We start from the raw sequence: 24,164 nt of genomic DNA, 5'->3' as shown, positions 1-24,164 counted from the left end.
GTATCAACACCATTGTCGAGATTGGGCGGGAGCAAATGCATTTGGATGGTGCACCTTCAGGGTCCCGGGCCGGCAACCCAGCACGGCGGCGGTCTGCTCGACGCTCATGTCCTTCAGGTAACGCAGAGTGAGCACCGCCCGCTGCCGGGGCGGCAGCGCCAGCAGCGCGTCCCGCAGCAGCAGGCGCAGGTCGGCGTCGTGGCCGCCGTCGCGGTCCTCGGCCCGCTCGGGCAGCACGGCGACCGACACCTCCCGCCGACGGGACAACCGCCGCCAGCCGGAGATCTGGTCGTGGTAGAGGATCCGGCGCACGTACGGCTCGGCGTCGCCCCGGATCCGGGGCCACCGGGCGTACGCCTTGGCCAGCGCGTTCTGCAGCAGGTCCTCCGCCGCGTGCTGGTTGCCGGCGAGTGCGTACGCGACGCGCAGCAGGGCGGGACCCCGCTCGTCGACGAAGGCGGTGAACTCCCCGTCGATCACCTCAGCCACCGCTCACCTCCGTACCCAAGACGCGCCGGAGCGGCGGAACCTTGCCTCGACATGCCGACGGGTTTCCGCCCCCGTCGGACAGGCGGGGGCGCCGCCCTCCCGGTGTGGGAGGACGGCGCCCGGCGGTACGCCCGGTCAGCGGCGCTCGACCGCGCCTCCCTCGACCGGCGTCTTGCCGTTGCCGGCCGGCGCGGCGGATGAGGAGGCCGAGCCGAGCTTCGCCAACAGCCCGGGCAGGTCGATGCCGGTCAGGTCGGAGCCGAGCTGCAGCCCCTGCGCCACGTTGCCGGCCACCGACTTCGTCAGCGAGGACGCCCCGTCGGTGGAGATGACCGTCATCTTGTCGATCGCGCCGATCGGGGCGCTGGCCGCCTCGACCACCTGCGGCAGCACCTTGACCAGCAGGTCCAGCACCGCCGCCTCCCCGTACGCGGCAAAGGCGTCGGCCTTGCGGGCCATCGCGTCCGCCTCGGCCTGGCCCTTGGCCAGGATGGCCGCGGCCTCGGCCTGGCCCTCCCGCTCGACCGCCTCGGCGATCGCGGACCGGCGGCGCTGCTCGGCCTCGCCCTCCTTGGCGCCCTCGATCGCGTTCGCCTCGGCCAGCGCGGCCCGGCGGGCCCGCTCGCCCTCACCGGTGAGCCGGGCCTGCTCGGCCTCGGCCTGGGCGGCGGCGATGGTGGCCTGCCGGCGGGCGTCGGCGTTCAGCACCGCCGCGTTGCGCGAGGCCTCCGCCTCCTGCTCGACCTTGTACCGGGCCGCGTCGGCCGGCTTGCGCACCTCGGTGTCGAGCTGGCGCTGCTTGAGCTCGGCGTTGCGCTCGGCCACCTTCTGCTGCTCGGTGAGGATCGCCTGGTCCCGCTCGGCCTGGGCGAGCGGGCCGGCCGCCGCCGAGCGGGCCTTCGCAGCGTCGATCTCGGCCTGGATGCCGGCCTGCTTGAGCGACAGGTTCCGGTTCGCCTCGGCGATCGCCTCCTCGGCGAGCAGCCGCTCCTGCTCGGCGGCCTGCCGGGCCCGGGCCTCGGCGATGGCGGCGTCCTTGAGCACCCGGGCCGCCTCCGGCCGGCCCAGGTCGGCCAGGTAGGAACCCTCGGCCAGGATGTCCTGGAGCTGGAAGGTGTCGAGCACCAGGCCCTGGTTGGTCATCGAGTGCTCGGCCTCCTCGGCCACCGCGCTGGCGAACGCCGCCCGGTCCCGGATGACCTCCTCGACGGTGAGCCGGCCGACGATCGAGCGCAGCGCGCCGGCCAGCACCTCCCGGGTGAAGTTGTCGATCTCGGCCTGCTGGTGCAGGAACCGCTGGGCGGCGGCCCGGATCGCGTCCTCGGTGCCGCCCACCTTGACGATCGCCACGCCGTGCAGGTCGGCGCGGATGCCCTGCTTGCTGACCGCGCCCCGGATGCCCACGTCGATCCGCCGGCTGGACAGGTCGAGCGACTGGAGCTTCTGCACCACCGGCAGCACGAAGACCGAGGCGCCGAGGACCACCTTCTGGCCGGAGTTGTCGGTGGAGCGTCCGCCGTCGGCGGTCTGCGTGGTCCGGCCCTTGCGGCCGGTCACGATGAACGCCTCGTTGGGCCCGGCCACCTTGATCCGGGAGAGCACGAAGAGCACGAGGACGAGGACCAGCAGGACCGCGCCGCCGATGGCGATGACGAGGAGCATGGGCAGACTTCCGTCTCTGCGAGAGGGTCAGTAGGACTCGACATGGACGCTGGTCTCGCTCAGCGCCTGGACCACGAAGATCCGGGCGCCGACCGGGATCGGCCGGTCGGCGCGTGCGTTGAGCTTCACCGGCTGGCCGGCGAAGCGGACCCGGACCTCGCCGTACCCGTCGGCGGGGACCGGGGTGACCACCAGGCCGATCGCGCCGACCATGTCGTCGCGGGTGGGGGTGGGGTCGGTGCGCATGTTCCGGGCCGCCCGGCTCAGCCGGGCGGCCAGCCACGCGGTGGGCACGGCCGCGAGCACGCCGCCGGCCACCGCCGCCGCGATCATTCCCGGGGTACGCCCACCCAGCAGCTCGTTGACGATCGCCGCGCCGAAGCCGAAAGCGCCGAGGAAACCGGTGACCGCCTCGACCGAGACCGGGCCGTCGAGGTCGGGGTGGCCGAGGTGCAGGAGCTCCGCGCCGAGCAGGGAGAGCACCAGCACGGCGACACCCGCCCCGCCGATGATCAGAAAGATGAGCGTCCCCGTGGCCACGACCCGCACGGTATCGATACGTCGCAACCGATCGGCGACAATGAGGCCATGCGCTGGACCGTGCTCGACTCACCGATCGGCGAGTTCTCCGTGGCCACCGACGCCGACGCGGTGTGCGGGGCGCACTTCGGCCGGGTGGCGTCGGCGCTCGAGGAGCCCGGCGACCCGCTGGCCCGACGCGTCGTCGACGAGCTGCGGGCGTACTTCGCCGGCGAGCTGACCGAGTTCGACGTGCCGGTGGCGGCGCCGCGCGGATCGGACTTCGAGCGGGCGGTGTGGCGGGAGATGACCCGCATCCCGTACGGGGAGACGCTCACCTACGGCGAGGTCGCGCGCCGGGTCGGGGACGCCGGCTGGGCGCGGGCGGTCGGGGTGGCCTGCAACCGCAACCCGATCCCGGTGATCGTGCCGTGTCACCGGATCGTCGGCGCGGGCGGGAAGCTGGTCGGCTTCGGCGGCGGGCTGGACCGCAAGGTCACGCTGCTGGAGCTGGAGGCCGGGGTGGCGCTGCGCCTCGCCTGGATGTGACGAGGGCTGCTCTGACGGTAGGTCGAGCCGGGAGTGGACCGCCGGAACCCGAGGTCAGGGGTGGCGCGCCGGGCAGCCGGTTCGGTTCCGTGACAAGGGTGGCCGTTCGGTCGATGCGTATCAGTTCCGTCGATTGGCAGCATCTACCGCCGTACGCCCACCTCAGACACGGGGGAACAATGAAGGACAATCACCACCAGAGCGTCAATCGTCGACGGCTGCTGCGGCGGGCCGGTACGGTCGCCGCGGGCCTGGCCGGGACCGCGGCGGTGGGTGCCACCGCCGCCGCGCCGGCGGAGGCCGCCGTGGGCGATCCGGTACTCCAGGGCAAGCTCAACGAGACCGGCCCGGGCACCACCAGGATCAGCAACTCCGCGGGGCAGGCCACCCTCCAGCTGACCAACACCCTGACCTGGCCCGGGCAGGACTGGCAGGACGGGTTGGTGCTGTCCGAGGCGCCGCTGTGCCTGCTGCCGAAGGGTGACACCCTGCACGAGCAGATGGAGCCGGGTTCGATCGGGTTCACCCGGCGTGGTGAGCTGCAGGTCGTCGGGAGGAACGACGGTGGTTCCTCGGCGGTCGTGGCGACCGTGCACACCAGCGTCAACGCCAACCGCATCGTGCCGGTGGTGCCGCAGCGGCTGATCGACACCCGGTCCGCCGCTAGCCGGACGCGGATCGTCAACCCCACCGACAATCTGGACAGCTCCGGACGGTTGCTGGCCGGCCACACGATCCACATCGACCTGACCGACTTCGTGCACTTCGGCGACGCGCTGTTCGGCAACGTCACCGTCACCGGCCCGACCGCGGCGGGCTTCGTGCAGATCTTCCCGTACGGCGTGAGTCGTCCGACGACCTACGCGTCGATCAACTTCACGGCGAACCAGACGCTGTCGAACTCTTTCATGTCCGGCATCAGCTTCAAGGGCGACCGGATCTCGGTCTACGCCCAGCGGACCACCCACGTGATCATCGACGTGGCGGCGTTCGTGATCGGTGTGGGGTCCGTCAACCCGGCCGTCCTGCCGCTCCCCGCCGGAACCGCGCACACCGAGCAGGCGGTGGCGGACCTGGCGGCGGCCCGTTCCCTCGAGGCCCGGTGGAGCCGCCCGAGCTGGCGCTGACCGGAGACGACGAGGGGGCAGGGTCCGTCCGGACCCTGCCCCCTCGGCGGTGCTGTTGGTGGTCAGCGGGTCAGCGCTCGACCTCACCGGCGATGAAGCCCTCCACGGCCGCGTGCGCGTCGTGGTCGGCGTACTGCACCGGCGGGGACTTCATGAAGTAGGACGACGCGGACAGGATCGGGCCACCGATCTTGCGGTCCAGCGCGATCTTCGCGGCCCGGACGGCGTCGATGATGACGCCGGCCGAGTTCGGCGAGTCCCACACCTCGAGCTTGAGCTCGGCGTTGAGCGGGGTGTCACCGAAGGAGCGGCCCTCCAGGCGGATGTACGCCCACTTGCGGTCGTCCAGCCACGGCACGTGGTCCGACGGGCCGATGTGCACGTCGCTCTTGACCATCTCGTGCGGGATCTGCGAGGTGACCGACTGGGTCTTCGAGATCTTCTTCGAGACCAGCCGGTTGCGCTCCAGCATGTTCATGAAGTCCATGTTGCCGCCGAAGTTGAGCTGGTACGTGCGCAGCAGCTCGACCCCGCGGTCCTCGAAGAGCTTCGCCAGGGCGCGGTGCACGATGGTGGCGCCGACCTGGCTCTTGATGTCGTCACCGACGATCGGCAGGCCCGCGTCCTCGAACTTCTTCGCCCACTCCGGGTCGGAGGCGATGAAGACCGGGAGTGCGTTGACGAACGCGCAACCGGCGTCGATCGCGGCCTGGGCGTAGAACTTGTCGGCCTGCTCGGAGCCCACCGGCAGGTAGGAGACGACCACGTCGACCTGCGCGTCGCGCAGCGCCTGGGCCACGTCGACCGGCTCGGCGTCCGACTCCTCGATGATCTCGCGGTAGTACTGGCCCAGACCGTCGAAGGTCGGACCGCGCTGCACGCTGACGCCGGTCGGCGGCACGTCGCAGAGCTTGATGGTGTTGTTCTCGCTGGCGACGATCGCCTCCGCGAGGTCCATGCCCACCTTCTTGGCGTCCACGTCGAACGCCGCGACGAACTCCACGTCCGAGACGTGGTAGTCGCCGAAGGTGACGTGCATGAGACCCGGGACGCGGTCGTTCGGGTCGGCGTTGCGGTAGTACTCCACTCCCTGCACGAGGGAAGAGGCGCAGTTACCCACACCGACGATGGCGACGCGGACGGAGCCCATAGCGTCTGCCTCCTTCTTCTTCATCACGGCCGCTCTTTCCTGGACGTTCCAGGCGGAGGCGGGCTGTTGTCATCTCGTCGACCGCCGGCTGTCCCGGGTTGCGGGACGGTCGGGGCTCGGCCGGAGCGCTCGTTGGCGATGAGCTCCTCCAGCCAGCGGACCTCGCGCTCACAGGCGTCGAGCCCGTGGCGTTGCAGTTCCAGGGTGTACGCGTCGAGGCGCTCGGCCGCCCGGCCCAGCACGTCGCGAAGGCCCTCGCGACGTTCCTCGATGGTGCGGCGGCGACCCTCCAGAATGCGCAGGCGGGTCGCCTGGTCGGTCCGGGCGAAGAACGCGAAGTGCACGCCGAAGCCCGTGTCGTCGTACGTCTCGGGCCCGGCCTGCCCGATCAGCTGGCCGAAGCGCTCCTTGCCGTCTGCGGTGATCTTGTAGACCACCCGACCTCGTCGGCTGGTCAGAGCGGGTATCTCCTCGGCGGTCGCGGGTGTCTCCGCGGCCTCGGTGATCCAGCCCGCCGCCTGCAACCGGCGCAGGGTCGGGTAGAGCGAGCCGTAGCTGATCGCCGCCCGGATGGCGCCGAGCTTGGCCGTGAGCTCCTTGCGGAGCTCGTAGCCGTGCATCGGCGACTCCTGCAGGAGGCCCAGGATGGCGAGCTCGAGCACGGGCCATCCCTTCCTACCTCCGCCATCGGACGTTCACCGCCTCGATGTATCGGGCCGATACATCGCACGTTAGTACCTCGATCGCCGCCAGGGCAAACCCCCGTTCCGCGCCGTTCATGTCACTCATCGTGACCATGGTCGCCTCGCCCGGCCGGACCGCGTACCCTTCTCCGCATGCGTACGTCGCGTCAGGTGGTGGACTACTCGCTTCGGAAGCGAGCGGTCCTGCGTGACCTCCTGGCCGGCCGGGTCGGCACGTACGACGTCTGCGACGCGTCGCCCTACCTGAAGAACGCGGCCCGCTTCCACGGCGAGCCCACCGAGGAGCGCTGCCCGATCTGTCGCAGCGAGAACCTCACCCACGTCCACTACATTTACGGCGACGAACTCCGCCAGTCCGCCGGCCAGGCGCGTACCGTGGCGGAGTTGCCCGCGTTGGCGATGACGCTGCGTGAGTTTCAGGTGTTCGTGGTCGAGGTCTGCCTCGGCTGTGACTGGAACCACCTGGTCGAGCAGTTCACGCTCGGCCGGGACGGGCTGACCGAAGAGGGGCCGGAGCAGGGTGCGGCGGGCGACGCGGTTGTCCCGGGCGCCGGCCCGGCCGGTGGGCGAAGGCGAGAGGCGCAACGGTGACGCTGGCGGGACCGGTCGACCCCCCTGCTCCGCACGACCGGCGGCTCGGCAGCCCGATTGGCCCGATTAGTACGTATAACGTGACGTCGTCCGGGCTCCCGTGGGAGCCCTCGTCGCGTGTGTCAGCTCACGGCAACCCGGTGGTGGCGCCCCCGCGTCCCACCGCGACCGGCAGGGTGTGAGGAATGAACTCGTACGGCGATCCCAGTTCCGCGCGCGCGCGGGCCCAGGTACCGGGCGCGAACGGCGGTCCCGGGCCCGGCGCGGACGACGCGTACCGGCGGCCGGCCGGTGAGGCCCGGGCCGCCGCGCCGGCCGGGCGGGCCTCGGTCGGCGCGGCGGACGGCGCGCCCACCGGGCGGGCCTCGGCGGCGGTGCCTCCGCCGCGTGGTGGCGGCGCGACCGGGTCGGCGTCCGTGGGTTCGGCCTCGGTCGGTCGAGCCGGCGCGGGCCGGGCCTCGGTGCCGGTCTCCCCGGCGGCTCCGGCGGCCGGTCGGGCCGGCGCGGGGCGGGCCTCGGTGCCGGTCTCTCCGGCCGCCGGGCCGGCGGGCCGGGCGAGCGTCGGCGCGGCGCCGGCGGGCCGGGCCAGCGTGGGAGCGGCGTCCGTGGGCGCGGCCTCGGCCGGCCGGGCGTCGGTCGGTCGGGCGGGCGCCCCGGGCTTCGCCGGCGGCGGCCCGGGCGGACCCGGTGGGCCGGGTGGACCGGGGTACGGCGGCTTCGGCGGCCGTCCGGCGCGTGACCCGGGCGCTGCCGCCAGGGCGAAGAAGCGCAAGCGGGTCAACATGCTGATCGCCGCCTTCGCGGTCTTCATCATGCTCGCCGGCGTCGGCGTGATCGGCTTCACCTACTACTCGACCAACGTGGTGCTCCCGAACCAGATCAAGCTCCCGCTGGCCACCACGGTCTACGCCAACGACGGCAAGACGGTCATCGCGCGGGTCGGCGAGCAGAACCGCACCTTCGTGTCGATCAACCAGATCCCGCAGTTCATGCGGGACGCGGTGGCCGCCGCCGAGGACAAGAACTTCTACGAGCACTCCGGCGTGGACTACAAGGGCATCGCCCGAGCCGCCTGGAACAACGTCACCGGCGGTGACAAGCAGGGCGCCTCGACGATCACCCAGCAGTACGCCCGCAACGCCTACGAGAACCTCCAGGACGACTCGTACGCCCGGAAGGTCAAGGAGGCGATCGTGGCCTCCAAGCTGAACGACGAGTTCAGCAAAGACCAGATCATGGAGCACTACCTCAACACGATCTACTTCGGGCGCAACGCGTACGGCATCGAGGCGGCCGCGCAGGCGTACTTCGGCACGACGGTATCGAAGATCACCGTGGATGAGGCGGCGGTGCTCGCGGCGCTGATCAAGCAGCCGGAGCCGAGCGCCAGCCACAAGGGCTACGACCCGGCGATCAACCCGGTCGCGGCCAAGGAGCGGTGGGACTACGTCGTCCAGAACATGATCCAGATGCACTGGGTCGACGCCCCCGGCAAGCCAGCCCATCCGACCGTGTACCCGACGAAGAAGCTCAAGAGCCCGAAGCTGGCGAACGCCGGGGTGAAGTTCGGCGTGGACTCCCCGTACGGCAACGTGATCAACTACGTGGCCCAGGAGATGCGGGAGAAGAGCCTGTGCACCGATGACGAGGCCGCGGTCACCAAGCTCAAGCCGCTCTGCTCGGAGGCTCTGAAGGCCGGCGGCTACCGGATCACCACCACCATCGACGACAAGGTGCAGCAGTCGGCGGTCGCGCTGGCGCAGCGCAAGGCCAAGGGCTCGCTGATGGAGGGGCAGCCGAAGAATCTGATGGCGGCCGTGGTGGCGGTCGACCCGAAGACCGGCGGCGTGCTCGCCTACTACGGCGGCGACAACGGCACCGGCACCGACTACGCGGGCAAGAACTACGAGAACGGCGTGGTCAGCGGCCTGCACCCGCCGGGCTCCAGCTTCAAGGTCTACACCCTGGCGGCGGCACTGAAGGCGGGCAAGTCCATCGATTCCCGGTGGAAGGGCAAGGGCTTCAACCCCGAGGGCTATCCGAAGTCGGTCTGGATCAGCAACGCCGGGGACGACAACCCCGACTGCGGGGACTCCTGCACCCTGGAGACCTCGACCCTGAAGTCGTTGAACGTGCCGTTCTTCCACGTCACCCAGGACATCGGGGCGGACAAGGTCCTCGAGATGGCCAAGCAGGCCGGCATCACCGCGATGCAGGAGAGCCGGACCCCGAAGGTGCACGACCTGACCAAGATGAAGGACCCGAAGGAACTGACCCGGGACCCGTTCGACTACTTCATCGGCTTCGGCCAGTACGGGATCACCGTCCTCGACCACGCCAACGGCCTCGCCACCTTCGCCAACGGGGGCGTCTACAACAAGGCGCACTTCGTGAAGAAGTTCGAGAAGCAGGACCCGGCGACCGGCACCTGGCAGAAGCTCGGCGGCGAGCAGTTGAAGCCGGAGCAGCGGATTCCTTCCGACGTGGTGGCGGACGTGACCTCGGTACTGGAGAAGTACCCGGCCAGGATCAAGCACAAGCTGGAGGGTGGCCGGGAGGCTGCCGCCAAGACCGGCACCTGGGAGCAGAAGCCGGGCACGGAGGAGAACGGCGACGCCTGGACGGTTGGCTACACCCCGCAGATCGCAACCGCGGTCTGGATCGGCAACCTGAATGGCCGGGAGCCGATTCGCGACAAGAGCGGCAACAAGATCAGCGGCTCGACGCTGCCCGGTGCGATCTGGGAACGCTTCATGGATGCCGCGCTCGACGGCAAGGACAAGTTGAAGTTCCCGCCCGCCGCGCACGTCGGCGACCCGAACTCCGGCAACGCGCCCGCGCCGCCGCCCCCGCCGCCGGCCCCCGAGCAGCCGCAGCAGCCGCAGGACTGCGGCCCGCTGGGCCTGTTCTGCCCGGAGGGCGGCACGCCGATGAACCCGGGTGGCGGCAACCCCGCCGGGGGCAACCAGGGACCGGGCAACCCGACCGATCCCCGCCCCCGCGGCGGCGGCAACGGTGGCGGCCTCCTGCCGTCCCTGCTGCCCAAGCAGCAGTAGCACCTTCGACACCGCCGCCGGCGACCGGACCTTGCGTCCGGTCGCCGGCGGCGTTTTGCCGTCCGGGACTCCACGGGAGGGCCCGTCGTACGGCAGGATGCCTTCCCATGAGCACCCAGTCGACGGCCGGCATCGGCGACGCCGAGACCAGCGACCACCCGTCCCGCTCGGACGGCTTCGTCCGCGGCGTCTCCGAGGTGATCGGCGGACCGCTCGGCGACCATGCGGTCGCGCTCGACCGGCCCGCCGGCCGGGAGCGGCGCTTCTGGACGGTCGCCCGGATCGTGCTGGCCATGGCCTGCCTGACGCTGGCCCTGCACTGGGTGCAGAAGTCGCCCTGCCAGGACGGCGCCTGGCAGAACAACGTCCAGTACACCCGGATGTGCTACACCGACGTGCTGGCGCTCTACTACGCCGAGGGGCTCAACGAGGGCAAGGTGCCCTACCGCGACCACCCGGTGGAGTACCCGGTGCTCACCGGCTACTTCATGGGCGCGATCGGCCTGCCGGTGCACGCTCTCGGCGCGGACGATCCGCAGCTCAACCAGGGGCAGTGGTTCTACAACCTCACCGCCCTGACGCTCGGCGCGCTCGCCGTCGCCACCACGGCGGTGATCCTCGCCCTGCGCCGCCGACGACCCTGGGACGCCGCCCTCTTCGCGCTGGCTCCGGCGCTGTTCCTGACCGCCACCGTCAACTGGGACTTCCTCGCCATCGGGCTGGCCGCGTTCGGGTTGCTCGCCTGGGGGCGTACCCGGCCGGGGCCGGTGGGGGGCCTGCTGGCCGGTCTGGCCGGAGTGTCGCTCGGGCTCGGCGGTGCGGCGAAGATGTGGCCGCTGTTCCTGCTCGGGCCGATCCTGGTGCTCGCGATCCGCGGCCGCCGGCTCGCGTTCGCCGCGGTGTCCGTCGCCGCCGCGGTGCTGACGGTCGTGCTGGTGAACCTCCCGGCGGCCATCCCCTACCCGAAGAACTGGGGACGCTTCTTCGAGCTGAACAGCACCCGGCCGATCGACTGGGGCACGCTCTGGTACATCGGGCGCTACCTGGACGGCCGGATCAACCTCGGCGGCGCCGAGTCCCAGGGCCCGTTCCAGTGGCTGAACAACCACATCCCGGCGCTCAACACCCTGTCGTACGCCCTGTTCGGGCTGGCCTGCCTGGGGGTGGCCGCGCTGGCGCTGCTCGCGCCGCGCCGCCCGCGCCTGGCCCAGCTCGCCTTCCTGGTGGTCGCCGCCTTCCTGATCTTCAGCAAGGTCTGGTCCCAGCAGTTCGTGCTCTGGCTGCTGCCGCTGGCCGTGCTGGCCCGCCCCCGCTGGGGCGCCTTCCTGGCCTGGCAGCTCGCCGAGGTGGCCTACTTCGCCGCGTTCTACGGCGAGCTGCTCGGCTCCGCCACCAGCCGGCCGGTCTTCCCCGAGGGCGTCTTCGTCCTCGCCGCCACCCTCCGGCTGGGCACCGTCGCGCTGCTCTGCGTGCTGATCATCCGGGACGTCCTGCACCCGGAGCGGGACGCCGTGCGGCAGACGTACGCCGACGACCCGGACGGCGGCGTCCTCGACGGCGCCCCCGACGCCCCCTGGCTCGCCGGCCGCCGCCGCACCCGGTCGCTGGCCACCGCCGCGAGCGGCTAGAGGCGGAAGACCACCGCGTTGCCGACCTCCTCGCGGGTGATGCCGAGCGCGTCGACCGGCGCGTCGATGGTCGACTCCCACGGCGTCCCGACGATCTGGTCGCGCAGCAGCACCACGTTGCGCACGCCCAGCGAGCGCAGGTAGTCGACGCTGGTCCGGTCGGGGAAGGAGAGCGTCACCCGGCGCGCCTCGTCCTGTCGGATCGGCGTGAAGCCGCTGCCGCCGTTGACCACCTGCTGGAACCGGCTGGTGGTCCAGAGCATCACCGGCTGGTCGAGGTTCTGACCGCTGGGCAGCACCAGCATCGGGCCGTCCACGGTGCGCAGCGCCGCCGGCTGTTCCGGCACCACCGGGTGCGGCGTCGTGTTGAGACCCTCCACGGCGACCAGCAGCACCGGCAGCACGAGGGCCACCCGCAACCACGGTGACGGGCGGGTCGGCCCGCGCTCGGCGGACATCTCTCGTACCCGCTCGGCGAAGGCGCTGACCGCGCCGGCCGCGAGCAGAGCGAGCAGCAGCGTGGTCCAGAGCATCATCCGGCCGGGCGTCCGCAGCCCGTTCCAGCCGGGCAGGTACTCGAACAGCGGCACGTAGGTGAACCGGCCGCCCAGGAACCGGGTGCCCATGCCGAGCGCCATGGTGAGCAGCACGCCGGCGAGCAGCAGCAGCCGGTGCCGCAGCCGCCAGACCGAGAAGAACAGCCCACCGGCGGCCAGCGCGTAGAGCACGAAGCCGGGCAGCAGGGTCATCTCCGGGTGCCAGGGCAGCGCCGCCCGTGCCCCCTCGTGCAGGCCGCCCCAGATCCGGGACTCGGCCGGTGCGGTGAAGAAGCCGCTCACCGGCGGCGAGTAGACCTCGATGTCGCCGATCGTGCGGGCCGCGTTCGGGTGCTGCTCGGCGACCCGGAAGTACGGGACCGCGAGCAGCGCGCCCACCGCGGCGAAGACCGCGCCGCCGACCGCGTCGGCGACCAGCAGCCAGGCGCCGAACGGCCGCCGCCGCCGGCCGAACACCCACCGGCGCAGACCCCAGGTCACCGCGGCGACCAGCACCACGCCGGCGAGCAGGTACGCGAACGGCAGGCCGATGCCGAAGCCCAGGCTCAGCTGCCAGGCGGCCACCGCCCAGCCGGCGTACGCCCAACCGATCCGGGTGCGTTCCGGCCGGTAACCGTGCCGCAGCGACCAGCCGTGCCCCCGGGCCAGCATGGCCAGCGCCAGCGGGATCCCGCCGTTGGACACGATGTGCAGGTGGCCGGCCTGGGCCAGCAGCCACGGGGCGTACGTGTAGGAGACCCCGGCCACCGCCGAGCCGGCCCGGCCCGCGCCCAACTGCCGGGCCAGCACGTACGCGCCGAACGTGGCCACCGCGTGGGCCAGCACGAACATGATGTTGTAGCGCAGCACGGCGGCGTCCGGGCCGGTGCCGATCATGCCGACCGGCGCGTAGCCGAGCAGGGTGTCGGAGAACGCGAAGCTGTACGGCTCGGGGAAGAAGGTGTTGGCCTGCCACAGCTGCCCGGGGTTGCTCAGCAGGATGTGCCCCGACCAGGCCATCTGCCACGACTGGAGGCTCGGGTCCCAGTAGTCCTGCGGCAGCGTGTAGAGCGGGTAGCGCAGCGTCGGCCAGGTCAGCGCGACCGCCAGGGCGAGCGCGCCGAGCGCGGCCACGGTCCACTCGTGGCGCAGCACCCGGCCGGTCGCCCGGGTCACCCGGCCCACGCGACCCGGCAGCCGTTCGGGCGCGGGAGCGAACGCCGACCAGGGGTCGGCTGCCACGTCGTCGCCGGGGTCCTTCTTCCCGGCAGTTCTGTCCTTCCCGGCCGCTTCGGCATCCTCGGCGGAGTCGGCTGGCTTGCTCTCGGCGTCCGTGGTGGAGCTGGCCGGCTTGCTCGCGGTGTCCGTGGCGGCCGGCTTGGTCCCGGCCGGCGTGGAGTCGACCGGTTCGGCGGAGTCGGCGCCGGCGTCCGGGACGGTGCCGGTCTCCGCCCCGCTGGACCCGGGTGCGCCGGACGGCTTCGGGTCGGCTTGGTCGCTGCCCGCCTCCGCGGTGCTCGTCGCGTCCGCGGAGGTGCTGGCCCCGGCCCGGGTCGCGTCGGGGCCGGTCTGGCCGGTCGGCTGGCCGCCGGTCGCGCGCGCTGTCATCCGTCAGGCCCCCGTGCCGAGTCGGTCGCGGAGCAGGGCGATGTCGGCGCCCTGGCCGTCGACGCCGCCGGGGGTCTCCACGATGACCGGTGCGCCGGCGGCCCGGATCACCGCCACCACCAGCTCCGGGTCGATCGTGCCGGCGTCCAGGTTGTCGTGCCGGTCCTGCCCGGAGTTGAAGCCGCCCTTGGAGTTGTTGGCGTGCACCAGGTCGATCCGGCCGGTGATCGCCTTGACCCGGTCGACCAGGTCGAGCAGCTCCTCACCGCCGGCGTACGCGTGGCAGGTGTCCAGGCAGAAGCCCACCTCATGGTCGCCGATCGCGTCCCAGAGCCGGGCCAGCGCGTCGAGTCGCCGGGCGCACGCGTTCTCGCCACCGGCCGTGTTCTCGATCAGGACCGGCAACGGGAAGCCGCCGGAGTCCGCCGCGTAGGCGAAGGTCTTGCGCCAGTTGTCGAAGCCGACGGCGAGATCGTCACCCGCGTTGACGTGGCCACCGTGCACGATGAGCCCCTTCGCGCCGACCTCGGCCGCGGCGGCGGCGTGCCCGAGCAGGAGCTTGCGGCTCGGGATCCGGATCCGGTTGTTCAGCGTCGCGACGTTGATGACGTACGGCGCGTGCACGTAGACGTCCGTCTCGGCGGTGCGCAGCCGGTCGGCGTCCGCCCGGGGTTTCGGGGCCTTCCAACCCTGCGGGTCGGCGAGGAAGAACTGCACGGCGTCGGCGGAGCGGGCGGCCGCCTCCGCCAGCGGGTCGGTCTGGTCCACGTGGGCTCCGATACGCATGCCCGCGAGCCTACGTCCCGCCGCCGACCATCCGGGTGACGGTGGCGGGGAGTCGGGTGGGCGGGCTGCCGGACCGGTCGCGTCACCCACCGGCCCGGTGGTCGTTGACCTGGGTGGAATCGACCGTGGACGCTCCGCCGAGGGCGTGCCGGGCGACCCGGACCAGCGAAATTCTCCCCTGAATAGTTGGATTTCGCCCATGCCGCGTCGATTGCGGCTGTACGGTGGGATAACAACAGAAAAGCTCCGCGGGGTGTCCTCGATCCAACCTCATCGGTGTGGTCGTTCCTCCCCAGGTCCCACCCAAGGAATGCGGACGGGACGCCCCGCGGCCTCGTGGACAGGGGTCCGCCACCCGCCTTCGGGCGACGGAGGCGGGCCCCTGTCGCCGCGCCCGGGATGGTCGCCCCGACCTGCCCGGGCATGATCGTCCGGACCAGGTATTCTGGTCCGGTTGTCCGCGTCCGGCCGGGTCCCCCCGTTCCCGGAGCGGCGACGACGCACGACCTCCTGCCACGGAAGGACCGTGGCCGCACAGCCCATAGGAGGTGAGCACGTCTTGCGTCATTACGAAGTCATGGTGATCCTCGACTCCAGCCTCGAGGAGCGCACCGTCGCCCCGTCCCTCGACACGTACCTGAACGTGATCCGGACTGCCGGCGGCTCGGTGGAGAAGACCGATGTGTGGGGCCGCAGGCGCCTCGCGTACGAGATCAACAAGAAGGCCGAAGGCATCTACGCCGTCATCGACCTTCAGGCGACGCCTGAGGCCGTGGCTGAGCTCGACCGTCAGCTGCGGCTCAACGAGTCCGTGCTGCGCACCAAGGTCATCCGGCCGGAGATGCGCTAAGCATTCAACCCCGGTTCGCCCGGATCAGCCTCATCGGCGTTGTCGTAGGGCTCTGAGAGCCTGTACGACGCAACGATGAGTGCGCGAGGAGATGGTCATGGCAGGAGACACCACCATCACGGTCATCGGCAATCTGACCGATGACCCCGAGTTGCGGTTCACCCCGTCCGGTGCGGCGGTCGCCAAGTTCCGGGTCGCTTCGACGCCCCGGTTCATGGACAAGACCACCAACGAATGGAAGGACGGCGAGCCGCTCTTCCTGGCCTGCACCGTGTGGCGGCAGGCGGCGGAGCACGTCGCCGAGTCGCTCCAGCGGGGCGCCCGCGTGATCGTCTCGGGTCGGCTGCGTCAGCGGTCGTACGAGACCCGCGAGGGTGAGAAGCGCACCGTCATCGAGCTCGAGGTCGACGAGATCGGCCCGTCTCTGCGCTACGCCACGGCGAAGGTGCAGAAGATGTCGCGCTCCGGTGGCGGTGGCGGTGGCTTCGGTTCCGGTGGTGGTGGCAACCAGGGTGGCGGCGGAGGCAACTTCGACGACCCCTGGGCTTCGGCCGCGCCTTCTCCGTCCCGCGCTGGTTCGGGCGCCAACTTCGACGAGGAGCCTCCGTTCTAATGGCGCCGAGCGCCCGCGATCGCAAACCAGGAGCAAGGTCAATGGCCAAGGCTGCGGCACTTCGCAAGCCGAAGAAGAAGGTGAATCCGCTCGACAAGGACGGGATCACCTACATCGATTACAAGGACACCGCGCTGCTGCGCAAGTTCATCTCCGACCGCGGCAAGATCCGCGCTCGACGGGTGACCGGCGTCACCTCGCAGCAGCAGCGGCAGATCGCCCGTGCGGTCAAGAACGCCCGTGAGATGGCGCTCCTGCCGTACACCGCAACGGCCCGCTGAGAGGAGGCACCGACATGAAGATCATCCTGACTCAGGAAGTTTCCGGTCTCGGTGCCCCCGGCGACATCGTCGAGGTGAAGAACGGCTACGGCCGTAACTACCTGCTGCCGCAGGGCTTCGCGATCAGCTGGACCAAGGGTGCGGAGAAGCAGGTCACGGTCATCAAGCGGGCCCGCTCGGCCCGCGAGATCCGGGACCTCGACCACGCCAACGAGGTCAAGGCCCAGCTCGAGGGTCTGAAGGTCAACCTGAAGGCCCGCGCCGGCGACGGTGGCCGGCTCTTCGGCTCGGTCACGTCGGCCGAGATCGTCGATGCCGTCAAGGCGGCCGGCGGCCCGGTCCTCGACCGTCGTCGGCTGGAGGTGCCCGGTCACGTCAAGTCGACCGGCTCCTACCCGGTGCGGATCAAGCTGCACCCCGAGGTGACCGCCTCCTTCGACCTCAACGTCGTCAAGGGCTGACACCGACCGTACGACGCGAGGGCCCGCACCGGATCTCCGGTGCGGGCCCTCGCCGTTGCGCCCCCGCCCGGGGCGGGGACAGCACGGGGCGTCGCTTCGCCGTCGATCCCGAGGGGGCGCTCAGCCGATCGGCTGGCCGGTCACCGCGCTGATCATGACCGTGGACAGGCCGCCGCCGACCACCGCGGCGGCCAGGGCGACCGTGGTCGACCGCCAGGTCGTCCCGACCCGGCGCAACAACACCGCCACCACCAGGCTGCTGACCAGCGCCAACCCGAACCGCGGCCCGCCCTGCACCAGCGAGGCGAAGGCGTGCGCCCGCGGCGAGTCGCAGCCGCCGCCGCTGATGTCCGTCACGCAGCCGGCCGGCGCCTGACCGCTCAGCGTCAGCAGGAACAGGAAGACCAGCACCGCCGGCACCACGTAGCACGCCGCGGTGTAGACCAGCGGCCGCAACGGACCGCCCGGATCCGGATCGAGCAGGTCGTCCTCGAGCCGGCGGTGCCACACCCCGCCACCGCCGAACCGATCCCGCAGCGGCGCGGGCGCCGGCTCCACGCGTCGGCGGGAGGCGGTACGGGGTCGGGGAGCGGTGTACGAGACCACCGGCGAACGCGGCGCCGACGGCGGCGGATCCATCCACCGCGGATCGTCCCCGGCCAACCGGGTCCCCGCCCAGAACCCCTCCGGCTGCTCCGCCCAGCCCCAGCCCTCCCCGGTCGTCGGCTCCGCCGGGCCCGGTGCCTCCGTCCGGTCCCAGCGGCCGGCGCCGCCACGGCTCCACCGCTCGGCGTCGACCGCGCCGCCCCACTGCCCCACCTCGCCGCGGCTCCACTGGCCCGTCTCGGTGAACCGGTCCCACTGGCCGGTGCTGTCCGGCTCGTCCCGGCGCCCGACCCCGGACCCGCGGTCCCACCGGTCGGGCGCACCGGCGCCCTGCCACGACTGCACACCGGAGGCGTCCCAGGGGTCCACCGCCGGCCGGTACTCCGGCTCCGGCTCCACCACCGGCTCGCCGCCGCGCCGCCGCGGCTCGTCCGGCGGGCGGGCCCAGAAGGCGTCCGCGGTGACCCGCCGGGCCCGCCGGGTGCGCCGCTCCGGCTGGTCACCCGCCGAGCCGGCACCCGGCTCATCCTCCACGCCGGACCAGATCACCTCCGGCCGGCGGGACCGGGCCCGGCGCGGGCGGGTCGTCGGCCCGACCCCGGACACCGGCTCATCCTCGGACGCATCGGCCCGCCGGCTCCCGACGTACCCCTGCTCGGACGGCCGCTCGACGGTCCAACCGCCGGTGTGGTCGGACTCGGGGGCCGCGCTGATCGCGCGCAGTTCGGTGCGCTCGGCCTCCCGGCGCCGGCGGGCCGCGCGGCGGCCCTCGCCCGAGACGGGAGGGTCGGCGTCCTCGGCGTCCTCCGGCGCGGCGTGCCGGCCGCGCCCGTCGGCGTGCGCGATCCCGGACTCCACCGCCCAGCGCGGCAGATACGCGTCGACCGGCTCCTCCTGGCCGCGCTCGACCGCGCGGCGACGGCTGGGGGTGCGGGATCGGTCGGTGCCGGACGAGTACGGGTCGGCCGGGATCGTCTCGCCGAGGTCGCCCCACGGGGCGATCGGCTGGCGCTCGCGCGGGGTGCCCTCCCCGCGCTCCCAGTCCCGGTAACTCACGGCCGGAGCGTGACCCTTCTCAACCGAAAGCGCAATCCGTTGTACAGGTGTGGTCGTCCGCAGGAGATAGTACGGGAAGTCCCGGCGAGCGACCCGACCGGAAATTTCCCGTCCACAGGGTGGGGACCGTGTTTTCCCAGCTCAAGGACGATTCCGGCGGAAATCCCCAACAGTTTTCCACAGGGCTGTGCACACGCTGCGCACATGTTGGTCCGCCCCGTCCACAGGTTGTCCCGAGGCTCGTCCACCGGGCCGGTTGGGGTGCGGCCCCGGAGTCCGTATCGTGGGGCACCGACCGGTCGCGCGATGGCCCCCGATCGAGCAGGACCGGTCCGCCGGAAGTTGTCGCACCCGGCGGCCAAGCTGGTGGAAGACGTGGCAGTGGAGGGGGTTCCGTGTCGATCACCGATGACATGCGAGCGGAGCCCCGGGCCGGCGGCCCGTCCCCCGCGCCCGTCCCGCGCGACGGGCAGTTCGACAAGACCCCACCCCAGGACGTCGCCGCCGAGCAGTGCGTCATCGGCGGCATGCTGCTGTCCAAGGACGCCATCGCCGACGTGGTGGAGATCCTGAAGTCGAGCGACTTCTACCGCCCGGTGCACGCCACCATCTTCGACGCGATCCTCGACATCTACGGCCGCGGCGAGCCCGCCGACGGGATCACGGTCGCCGCGGCGCTGGCCGACTCCGGTGACCTCGCCCGGGTCGGCGGCGCGCCCTACCTGCACACCTGCATGGCGGCGGTGCCCACCGCGGCGAACGCCGCCTACTACGCCCGGATCGTCGGCGAGCGGGCGGTGCTGCGCCGGCTGGTCGAGGCCGGCACCCGGATCGTCCAGCTCGGCTACGGCACCGCGGCCGGCGGCAGCCGGGACGTCGACGACGTCGTCGACCTGGCCCAGCAGGCGGTCTACGAGATCACCGAGCGCCGGGTCAGCGAGGACTTCGCGGTGCTGGCCGACATGCTCCAGCCGACGCTGGACGAGATCGAGGCGGTCGGCGCCCAGGGCGGGGTGATGACCGGCGTGCCGACCGGGTTCACCGACCTTGACCGGCTGCTCAACGGCCTGCACCCGGGACAATTGATCATCGTGGCCGGCAGGCCCGGTTTGGGCAAGTCTACGGCAAGTATGGACTTTGCCCGAAATGCGGCTATCAGGGCCAACCAGGCGGCGGCGATCTTCTCACTGGAGATGAGCAAGGTCGAGATCGTCATGCGACTGCTCTCGGCCGAGGCGCGGGTGCCGCTGCACGTGCTGCGCAGTGGCCAGCTCTCCGACGACGACTGGACCAAGCTGGCCCGCTGCATGGGCGAGATCAGCGAGGCGCCGCTGTTCGTCGACGACACCCCGAGCATGAACCTGATGGAGATCCGGGCCAAGGCGCGCCGGCTCAAGCAGAAGCACGACCTCAAGATGATCGTGGTCGACTATCTCCAGCTGATGACCTCGCCGAAGCGTACGGAGAGTCGCCAACAGGAAGTCGCCGACCTGTCCCGAGGCCTGAAGCTGCTGGCCAAGGAGGTCGAGTGCCCGGTGATCGCGGTCAGCCAGCTGAACCGTGGCCCGGAGCAGCGCACCGACAAGCGGCCGCAACTGTCCGATTTGCGTGAATCCGGCTCGATCGAGCAGGATGCTGACGTCGTCATCCTGCTGCACCGGGACGACTACTACGACAAGGAGTCCCCGCGCGCGGGCGAGGCGGACTTCATAATCGCGAAGCACAGGAATGGCCCGACCGACAGCATTACCGTCGCCGCCCAGCTGCACCTGTCCCGCTTCGTCGACATGGCCATCGTGTGACCGGGGCAGCTCGTAATCTGACGCCTGCCGAGCGTGAAGAGGCCATCCGCCTAGCGAACAAGGGCGAGAGCAACACTGCCATCGGTGCACGCTACGGCGTGACGAGACAGGCGATCCGAGCGCTCCTTCGTCGACATGGGGTACCAGCCCGCCGGGTCGGCAAACTAACGGACGCTCAGCGGGCGATGGCCGTCAGCATGGTGCTCGAAGGAACTTCCCTTCGCCAGGTGTCTGACCACTTCGGCGTGTCTGAGCCGTCTGTTCGCGGCCTTGTGACCCGACGAGGGATTGAGATCCGCTCGGTATCGCACGGGTTGCGGCACGACGCCTTCGACGAGCCGGAGCCGAATGCCGACTACTGGATCGGCTTCCTGTTCGCTGACGGATGTGTCAGCTACCGCCCAGGTCACATCCCGCAGATCTCCGTTGGGTTGGCTGCGCGGGACCGGGAGCATCTGGTGGCCCTCCGGAGTTTCCTGGGCTGCGACAACAGCATTTCGCGGACGAGCCCGACCCACGGGTCCTGCCAGTTCTCAGTGCGCTCACATCGCTTGGCGGAACGACTCATCGAGTTGGGCCGCTACCGTGAACCGGTTGACAGACGGCTGCTCGCCTCACGTGACTTCTGGCGCGGCATCGTCGATGGCGACGGATCGCTCGGCATCTACCAGCGCCCTGCTCCCAGCACCCGTTCGTTCGCCCAGTTCAGAGCGGTCGGACGGCGCTACATCATGGAGGAGCTCGTGGCCTTCCTTGAGCGCGAGGGGATTACCGGGCTATCGGTGCGGCCGCATCGAAGCATCTTCGCCGTCGGCACCACGTGTGGGCCGGCTGAGAGAATAGCCGCCCTGCTCTACGAGGATGCTCTGACGGCTCTGGCGCGCAAGGCGGAGCTTGCCGCACGGATGGCTGCGCGGCAGCGCGTAGGAGGTTGAGGGGCGGCGATACGCCGTCAGCCGAGCAGCGGGAACCAGCCGGCGGCCTCGCCCAGCTCCTGCCGGTCCCGATCGGTCAACGGCTCCCGGCCGGCGGCCTTGAGCAGGTACTCGGCGTCGCTCCAGCCGGTCGGGCGGACGGCGTCGTCGCTGAGCAGGCCGTCCATGGTGGCCACCGCGACCCGGGCGGCCGCCTCGCCCGGTGGCGGAGCGCCCGGCAGGTCGACCACCAGGTCGAGGTGGTGGATCACCGCCTCGGTGGTCAGCGTGGCCAGGAAGTCCGGCACCCGCAGCACGTGCCCCTGGGTGGTGACGCAGCCGTCCGGGTCCGCCGCGGCGGCCGCGCGGACGGCGGCCGGCGCGGTGTCGCACCAGAGCCGTACCACGCCGGTGGGGCGGTCGAAGGCGGCGGCGGAGCGGCGGGCCCACCAGGCGTGCCGGCCGTCGGACGGGCCGCCCGGGAAGGACCGCCAGTAGCTGACGTCGTCCACGTCGGGCGGGCCGTCGGGCGGGCTGGCCAGGGTGACCAGGGCGCGCTGCGCGTCGCAGAGGACGTGGAAGAGCAGGTCGGCCACGAGCCAGCCCCGGCAGCGGGTGGGCCGCTGCAACTCGGCGTCGTCGAGGTCGGCGACCACCCGGGTGATCCCGTCGTAGGCCTGGGCCAGCGCGATGTGCTGCCGGGCGAGCGTCATGTCGCCCAGGGTCGCACGACGGCGACCGCCCCGGCACGCCCGCGGCCGGAACGGTAGGGGAACCGGGCCGGCCGCGGCGGAGGTGCTCAGTCGAACAGCTCGCCCAGGAAACCCTTGTGCTTCTTGCGCTTGTAGTGCCCGTGGTAACCGTAGTGCTGCTGCTGGCCGTGGCCGCCGTACGCGGGCTGCGGCGGGTAGCCGTGCCCCGGCTGCGCCGGGTAACCGGGCGGCGGGGGCGGCGGCGGTACCGCGCCGTAACCCGGCTGGTGCGGCGGCGGGGGCGGCGGGGCGTACCCACCCTGGGCGTGGGCGTGCTGCTGCCCGGGCGCCCCCTGCTGCTGGCTCCAGTTCGCCTCGGCCTCGAACAGCTTCTCGAGCTCGCCGCGGTCGAGGAAGATCCCCCGGCACTCGGCGCACTGGTCGATGACCACTCCGCTGCGCTCGTACTGGCGCATGTCTGCGTGACACTTGGGACAGGTGAGCTGCTGCATCGTTCGACCGTACCCGGTCTGGTCGAGGCGTTCAGGCGGTGGCGATCAACGCGGCGGTCACCTCGTCGTCGTCCACCTCGTGAAAGTCCTCGTAGTACGCGCCGACCGCGCCGAACTCGGCCGGCCGCTGCGCGCAGACCACCTGGTCGGCCTCCGCGCTGAGCATCTCGTACGCCTCCTGCGCGCCGACCGGCACGGCCACGACGACCCGGCGGGCCCCGAGCCGGCGGGCGACCTCCACCGCGGCCCGGGCGGTGGCGCCGGTGGCCAGGCCGTCGTCGACGATCACCGCGGTACGCCCGGACAGCTCCAACGGCGGTCGGCCGCCCCGGTAGCGGGCCTCCCGGCGTTCCAGTTCGGCCTGCTCACGGCGCTGCACCTCGGTGACGGTGTCGGCCTCCAGCCGGTCCGCGACCACCTCGTTGAGCACCCGGACCCCGCCGGGGCCGAGCGCGCCGAAGGCCACCTCGGGCGCCCACGGCAGGCCGAGCTTGCGGACCACCAGCACGTCCAGCGGCGCGCCGAGCCGGTCGGCGATCACCCGGGCCACCGGGACCCCGCCCCGGACGAGCCCGAGCACGATCACGTCGGGCTCGCCGATCAGCGCGGAGAGCCGGTCGGCGAGCTGGCGGCCGGCGTCGGAACGGTCGCGGTAGGTGCTCATGTCTCCAGGTCTACGCCCTGGCGAGCGGCTTTGCCCGGGAGTCGGCGGAAACGTCCGGCAGGGTGAGCGCCGGTGCCCAGGCCAGCAGCGCGAGCGGGTAGAGCAGGTAGCCGAAGCGGGTCGAGGGCATCAGCGCGATCGCGGCGAGCAGGCCGTAGCCGCAGATCAGCGCGGTGGTCGCGGCGGTGCGCGGCGGGCGGCGAACGAGCCGTACGGCGATCGCGGCGCCGACCGCGACGAGCAGCGCGGCGGCGACCACCCGGCCGGCGGGCAGCCCGGTCGCGATCAGGTGCCCGGGGAACGGTGACTGGGCCGGGCTGGTCACCTGGCCGTGGCCCAGCGGGAAGCGCAGCACGTTCTCGACCAGCGCCGCGCGGTCCACCAGCAGTGCCGGGACCAGTGCGAGCAGCGGCAGGCCGAGGGCGCCGACGGCTACCCGCCCACCGGTCCGCCGGGTCGCGCCCCAGAAGATCAGCACCACCGCGACCGGCCAGGCGAACAGCTTCAACGCGCCGGCGAGCCCGACCGCGCCGCCGGCCGCGCCCGGCCGCCCGGCGGCGGCCGACGCCAACGCCAGCAGGCAGAGCGCGAGTACGGGCAGGTCGTCGCCGCCGGTGGCGAGGGTGAGCGCGCAGATGGGCAGTACGGTCGCCGCCTGCACCCCGCGCAGCACCGCCGCCGCCGGGTGCGGCTCGCCGGCCGTCGGTTGCCGGTCACGCAGGGCGGCCACCGCCAGACCCAGGGCCAGGGCGCTGACCAGTGCGAACCAGACCCGCGAGTCGGTCCACCAGGCGTCGACGGCGGCCCGGGGCAGCCCGAACAGCGCCATGCCCGGCTGGTACGGGGTGTAACCGAGCAGCCGCTCGTCGGCGGGCAGCGCGGCGATCGCGTCCGGCCCGAGGTAGGGCGTGCCGGTGTGGGCGAGCCGGTCGCCGGCGTGCTCGACCACCAGCACCTCCTCCTGCGCCCGGTCGGTACGCCCCGACGCCCGCGCGACGGCCAGCACGGCCAGTGGCAGCAGCGCGGTGGTGACCCAGGTCAGCCCGGTGACCAGTGCCCGTGCCCGGGTGCCCGCCCAGCCGGGGCGACGCCGGCGGACCAGCAGCTGGCCGCCGACCAGCAGCGCGGCGAGCAGGTAGCCGTACGCGGCGACGCCACCCCAGGCTCGGTGCGGGGCCAGCGTGGAGGTGCCGGCGGTGATCGCGGCGAACGCGGCGGACACCGCGTACAGGCCCAGGTCGAGGGCGAGGCCACCGGCGGCGGAGTCGACGGCCCGCCAGCCTCGGGCGGCGCGACCGGCGGGCACGC

At 72.0% G+C, this 24,164-nt stretch carries 24 protein-coding genes; 11 read left to right on the top strand and 13 right to left on the bottom strand.

The window, feature by feature from the left end:
* Positions 1-3: 3 nt before the first annotated feature.
* From ACFY3U_RS06870 to ACFY3U_RS06860, 3 genes are all read right to left on the bottom strand, one after another.
* Positions 4-489 (bottom strand): SigE family RNA polymerase sigma factor, encoded by a 486-nt coding sequence (locus tag ACFY3U_RS06870; RefSeq protein ID WP_387196169.1) that lies wholly within the window; start codon positions 487-489, stop codon positions 4-6.
* A 135-nt stretch (positions 490-624) separates the two neighbouring features.
* Positions 625-2,151 (bottom strand): flotillin family protein, encoded by a 1,527-nt coding sequence (locus ACFY3U_RS06865; RefSeq protein WP_387196166.1) that lies wholly within the window; start codon positions 2,149-2,151, stop codon positions 625-627.
* 27 nt (positions 2,152-2,178) lie between these two features.
* On the bottom strand, positions 2,179-2,700 hold the full coding sequence (locus ACFY3U_RS06860; RefSeq protein ID WP_387197575.1) for a hypothetical protein: 522 nt from the start codon (positions 2,698-2,700) through the stop codon (positions 2,179-2,181).
* A gap of 39 nt (positions 2,701-2,739) precedes the next feature.
* Between ACFY3U_RS06860 and ACFY3U_RS06855 the strand changes: the two genes are divergently transcribed.
* Together ACFY3U_RS06855 and ACFY3U_RS06850 are read left to right on the top strand one after the other, a co-directional pair.
* Positions 2,740-3,219 (top strand): methylated-DNA--[protein]-cysteine S-methyltransferase, encoded by a 480-nt coding sequence (locus tag ACFY3U_RS06855; protein WP_387196163.1) that lies wholly within the window; start codon positions 2,740-2,742, stop codon positions 3,217-3,219.
* A gap of 179 nt (positions 3,220-3,398) precedes the next feature.
* Positions 3,399-4,346, top strand: coding sequence for a hypothetical protein (locus ACFY3U_RS06850; protein WP_387196161.1), 948 nt, complete (start codon positions 3,399-3,401; stop codon positions 4,344-4,346).
* Between the two features lie 70 nt (positions 4,347-4,416).
* On the opposite strand, the gene ACFY3U_RS06845 is transcribed toward ACFY3U_RS06850, so the two are convergent.
* A complete protein-coding gene (locus ACFY3U_RS06845; protein ID WP_387196159.1) occupies positions 4,417-5,496 on the bottom strand; it encodes an inositol-3-phosphate synthase in 1,080 nt (359 codons plus the stop codon).
* 23 nt (positions 5,497-5,519) lie between these two features.
* Positions 5,520-6,158, bottom strand: a complete 639-nt coding sequence (locus ACFY3U_RS06840; RefSeq protein ID WP_387196156.1) for a PadR family transcriptional regulator — start codon at positions 6,156-6,158, stop codon at positions 5,520-5,522.
* Between the two features lie 174 nt (positions 6,159-6,332).
* Between ACFY3U_RS06840 and ACFY3U_RS06835 the strand changes: the two genes are divergently transcribed.
* On the top strand, positions 6,333-6,791 hold the full coding sequence (locus ACFY3U_RS06835) for a DUF5318 domain-containing protein (RefSeq protein WP_387196153.1): 459 nt from the start codon (positions 6,333-6,335) through the stop codon (positions 6,789-6,791).
* 127 nt (positions 6,792-6,918) lie between these two features.
* Here the strand turns inward: ACFY3U_RS06835 and ACFY3U_RS06830 are convergent, their stop codons facing one another.
* Positions 6,919-7,575, bottom strand: coding sequence for a hypothetical protein (locus ACFY3U_RS06830; RefSeq protein WP_387196149.1), 657 nt, complete (start codon positions 7,573-7,575; stop codon positions 6,919-6,921).
* On the opposite strand from ACFY3U_RS06830, the gene ACFY3U_RS06825 reads away from it, so the two are divergent.
* Complete coding sequence (locus tag ACFY3U_RS06825) at positions 7,574-9,847, top strand: transglycosylase domain-containing protein (RefSeq protein ID WP_387196146.1); 2,274 nt, start codon at positions 7,574-7,576, stop codon at positions 9,845-9,847. The genes ACFY3U_RS06830 and ACFY3U_RS06825 overlap by 2 nt on opposite strands.
* Positions 9,848-9,954: 107 nt before the next feature.
* Entirely contained in the window at positions 9,955-11,475 is a 1,521-nt protein-coding gene (locus tag ACFY3U_RS06820) for a glycosyltransferase family 87 protein (protein WP_387196143.1), read from the top strand.
* Here ACFY3U_RS06820 and ACFY3U_RS06815 read toward each other — a convergent pair.
* Complete coding sequence (locus ACFY3U_RS06815) at positions 11,472-13,619, bottom strand: hypothetical protein (RefSeq protein WP_387196139.1); 2,148 nt, start codon at positions 13,617-13,619, stop codon at positions 11,472-11,474. The two genes, ACFY3U_RS06820 and ACFY3U_RS06815, sit on opposite strands and share 4 nt — an antisense overlap.
* A 3-nt stretch (positions 13,620-13,622) precedes the next feature.
* Entirely contained in the window at positions 13,623-14,405 is a 783-nt protein-coding gene (locus ACFY3U_RS06810; RefSeq protein WP_387196135.1) for a deoxyribonuclease IV, read from the bottom strand.
* A gap of 559 nt (positions 14,406-14,964) precedes the next feature.
* Here ACFY3U_RS06810 and rpsF point away from each other — a divergent pair.
* The 4 genes from rpsF to rplI all read left to right on the top strand — a co-directional run bounded on the left by rpsF (position 14,965) and on the right by rplI (position 16,610).
* Positions 14,965-15,255, top strand: a complete 291-nt coding sequence (gene rpsF, locus ACFY3U_RS06805) for a 30S ribosomal protein S6 (protein ID WP_067301247.1) — start codon at positions 14,965-14,967, stop codon at positions 15,253-15,255.
* Positions 15,256-15,334: 79 nt separating this feature from the next.
* On the top strand, positions 15,335-15,868 hold the full coding sequence (locus tag ACFY3U_RS06800; protein WP_387196132.1) for a single-stranded DNA-binding protein: 534 nt from the start codon (positions 15,335-15,337) through the stop codon (positions 15,866-15,868).
* A 41-nt stretch (positions 15,869-15,909) separates the two neighbouring features.
* Entirely contained in the window at positions 15,910-16,149 is a 240-nt protein-coding gene (gene rpsR, locus ACFY3U_RS06795) for a 30S ribosomal protein S18 (protein ID WP_007073789.1), read from the top strand.
* Positions 16,150-16,163: 14 nt separating this feature from the next.
* Positions 16,164-16,610, top strand: a complete 447-nt coding sequence (rplI, locus tag ACFY3U_RS06790) for a 50S ribosomal protein L9 (RefSeq protein WP_387196129.1) — start codon at positions 16,164-16,166, stop codon at positions 16,608-16,610.
* Positions 16,611-16,730: 120 nt separating this feature from the next.
* Here the strand turns inward: rplI and ACFY3U_RS06785 are convergent, their stop codons facing one another.
* Complete coding sequence (locus ACFY3U_RS06785; protein WP_387196125.1) at positions 16,731-18,272, bottom strand: hypothetical protein; 1,542 nt, start codon at positions 18,270-18,272, stop codon at positions 16,731-16,733.
* Positions 18,273-18,685: 413 nt separating this feature from the next.
* Between ACFY3U_RS06785 and dnaB the strand changes: the two genes are divergently transcribed.
* Entirely contained in the window at positions 18,686-20,074 is a 1,389-nt protein-coding gene (gene dnaB, locus ACFY3U_RS06780) for a replicative DNA helicase (protein WP_387197571.1), read from the top strand.
* Between the two features lie 185 nt (positions 20,075-20,259).
* On the top strand, positions 20,260-21,009 hold the full coding sequence (locus ACFY3U_RS06775) for a hypothetical protein (protein WP_387196122.1): 750 nt from the start codon (positions 20,260-20,262) through the stop codon (positions 21,007-21,009).
* A 17-nt stretch (positions 21,010-21,026) separates the two neighbouring features.
* Here the strand turns inward: ACFY3U_RS06775 and ACFY3U_RS06770 are convergent, their stop codons facing one another.
* The 4 genes from ACFY3U_RS06770 to ACFY3U_RS06755 form a co-directional block, all read right to left on the bottom strand.
* On the bottom strand, positions 21,027-21,701 hold the full coding sequence (locus ACFY3U_RS06770) for a maleylpyruvate isomerase N-terminal domain-containing protein (RefSeq protein WP_387196119.1): 675 nt from the start codon (positions 21,699-21,701) through the stop codon (positions 21,027-21,029).
* Positions 21,702-21,787: 86 nt separating this feature from the next.
* Positions 21,788-22,192 carry a zf-TFIIB domain-containing protein gene (locus tag ACFY3U_RS06765; RefSeq protein WP_387196116.1) on the bottom strand — a complete coding sequence of 135 codons (405 nt, stop codon included), beginning with the start codon at positions 22,190-22,192 and terminating at the stop codon, positions 21,788-21,790.
* A 31-nt stretch (positions 22,193-22,223) separates the two neighbouring features.
* On the bottom strand, positions 22,224-22,856 hold the full coding sequence (locus tag ACFY3U_RS06760; RefSeq protein WP_387196113.1) for a phosphoribosyltransferase: 633 nt from the start codon (positions 22,854-22,856) through the stop codon (positions 22,224-22,226).
* 10 nt (positions 22,857-22,866) lie between these two features.
* Positions 22,867-24,162, bottom strand: coding sequence for a glycosyltransferase 87 family protein (locus tag ACFY3U_RS06755; protein WP_387197568.1), 1,296 nt, complete (start codon positions 24,160-24,162; stop codon positions 22,867-22,869).
* Positions 24,163-24,164 lie beyond the last annotated feature (2 nt).

Origin of the sequence: Micromonospora sp. NPDC000089, from assembly GCF_042899365.1 — a bacterium.
Lineage (GTDB): Bacteria > Actinomycetota > Actinomycetes > Mycobacteriales > Micromonosporaceae > Micromonospora.
The sequence above is the reverse complement of the archived record's forward strand: the minus strand, read 5'-3'. Positions and strand labels throughout refer to the sequence as shown.

Coding starts and splice junctions, on each gene's coding strand:
- ACFY3U_RS06850 (WP_387196161.1), top strand. CDS start 3,399: ATGAAGGACAATCACCACCAGAGCGTCAATCGTCGACGGCTGCTGCGG.
- ACFY3U_RS06830 (WP_387196149.1), bottom strand. CDS start 7,575: ATGTTGACCCGCTTGCGCTTCTTCGCCCTGGCGGCAGCGCCCGGGTCA.
- ACFY3U_RS06820 (WP_387196143.1), top strand. CDS start 9,955: ATGAGCACCCAGTCGACGGCCGGCATCGGCGACGCCGAGACCAGCGAC.
- ACFY3U_RS06835 (WP_387196153.1), top strand. CDS start 6,333: ATGCGTACGTCGCGTCAGGTGGTGGACTACTCGCTTCGGAAGCGAGCG.
- rpsR (WP_007073789.1), top strand. CDS start 15,910: ATGGCCAAGGCTGCGGCACTTCGCAAGCCGAAGAAGAAGGTGAATCCG.
- dnaB (WP_387197571.1), top strand. CDS start 18,686: ATGCGAGCGGAGCCCCGGGCCGGCGGCCCGTCCCCCGCGCCCGTCCCG.
- ACFY3U_RS06810 (WP_387196135.1), bottom strand. CDS start 14,405: ATGCGTATCGGAGCCCACGTGGACCAGACCGACCCGCTGGCGGAGGCG.
- ACFY3U_RS06765 (WP_387196116.1), bottom strand. CDS start 22,192: ATGCAGCAGCTCACCTGTCCCAAGTGTCACGCAGACATGCGCCAGTAC.
- ACFY3U_RS06760 (WP_387196113.1), bottom strand. CDS start 22,856: ATGAGCACCTACCGCGACCGTTCCGACGCCGGCCGCCAGCTCGCCGAC.
- ACFY3U_RS06845 (WP_387196159.1), bottom strand. CDS start 5,496: ATGGGCTCCGTCCGCGTCGCCATCGTCGGTGTGGGTAACTGCGCCTCT.
- ACFY3U_RS06770 (WP_387196119.1), bottom strand. CDS start 21,701: ATGACGCTCGCCCGGCAGCACATCGCGCTGGCCCAGGCCTACGACGGG.
- ACFY3U_RS06825 (WP_387196146.1), top strand. CDS start 7,574: ATGCTGATCGCCGCCTTCGCGGTCTTCATCATGCTCGCCGGCGTCGGC.
- ACFY3U_RS06815 (WP_387196139.1), bottom strand. CDS start 13,619: ATGACAGCGCGCGCGACCGGCGGCCAGCCGACCGGCCAGACCGGCCCC.
- ACFY3U_RS06855 (WP_387196163.1), top strand. CDS start 2,740: ATGCGCTGGACCGTGCTCGACTCACCGATCGGCGAGTTCTCCGTGGCC.
- ACFY3U_RS06865 (WP_387196166.1), bottom strand. CDS start 2,151: ATGCTCCTCGTCATCGCCATCGGCGGCGCGGTCCTGCTGGTCCTCGTC.
- rplI (WP_387196129.1), top strand. CDS start 16,164: ATGAAGATCATCCTGACTCAGGAAGTTTCCGGTCTCGGTGCCCCCGGC.
- ACFY3U_RS06775 (WP_387196122.1), top strand. CDS start 20,260: ATGGCCGTCAGCATGGTGCTCGAAGGAACTTCCCTTCGCCAGGTGTCT.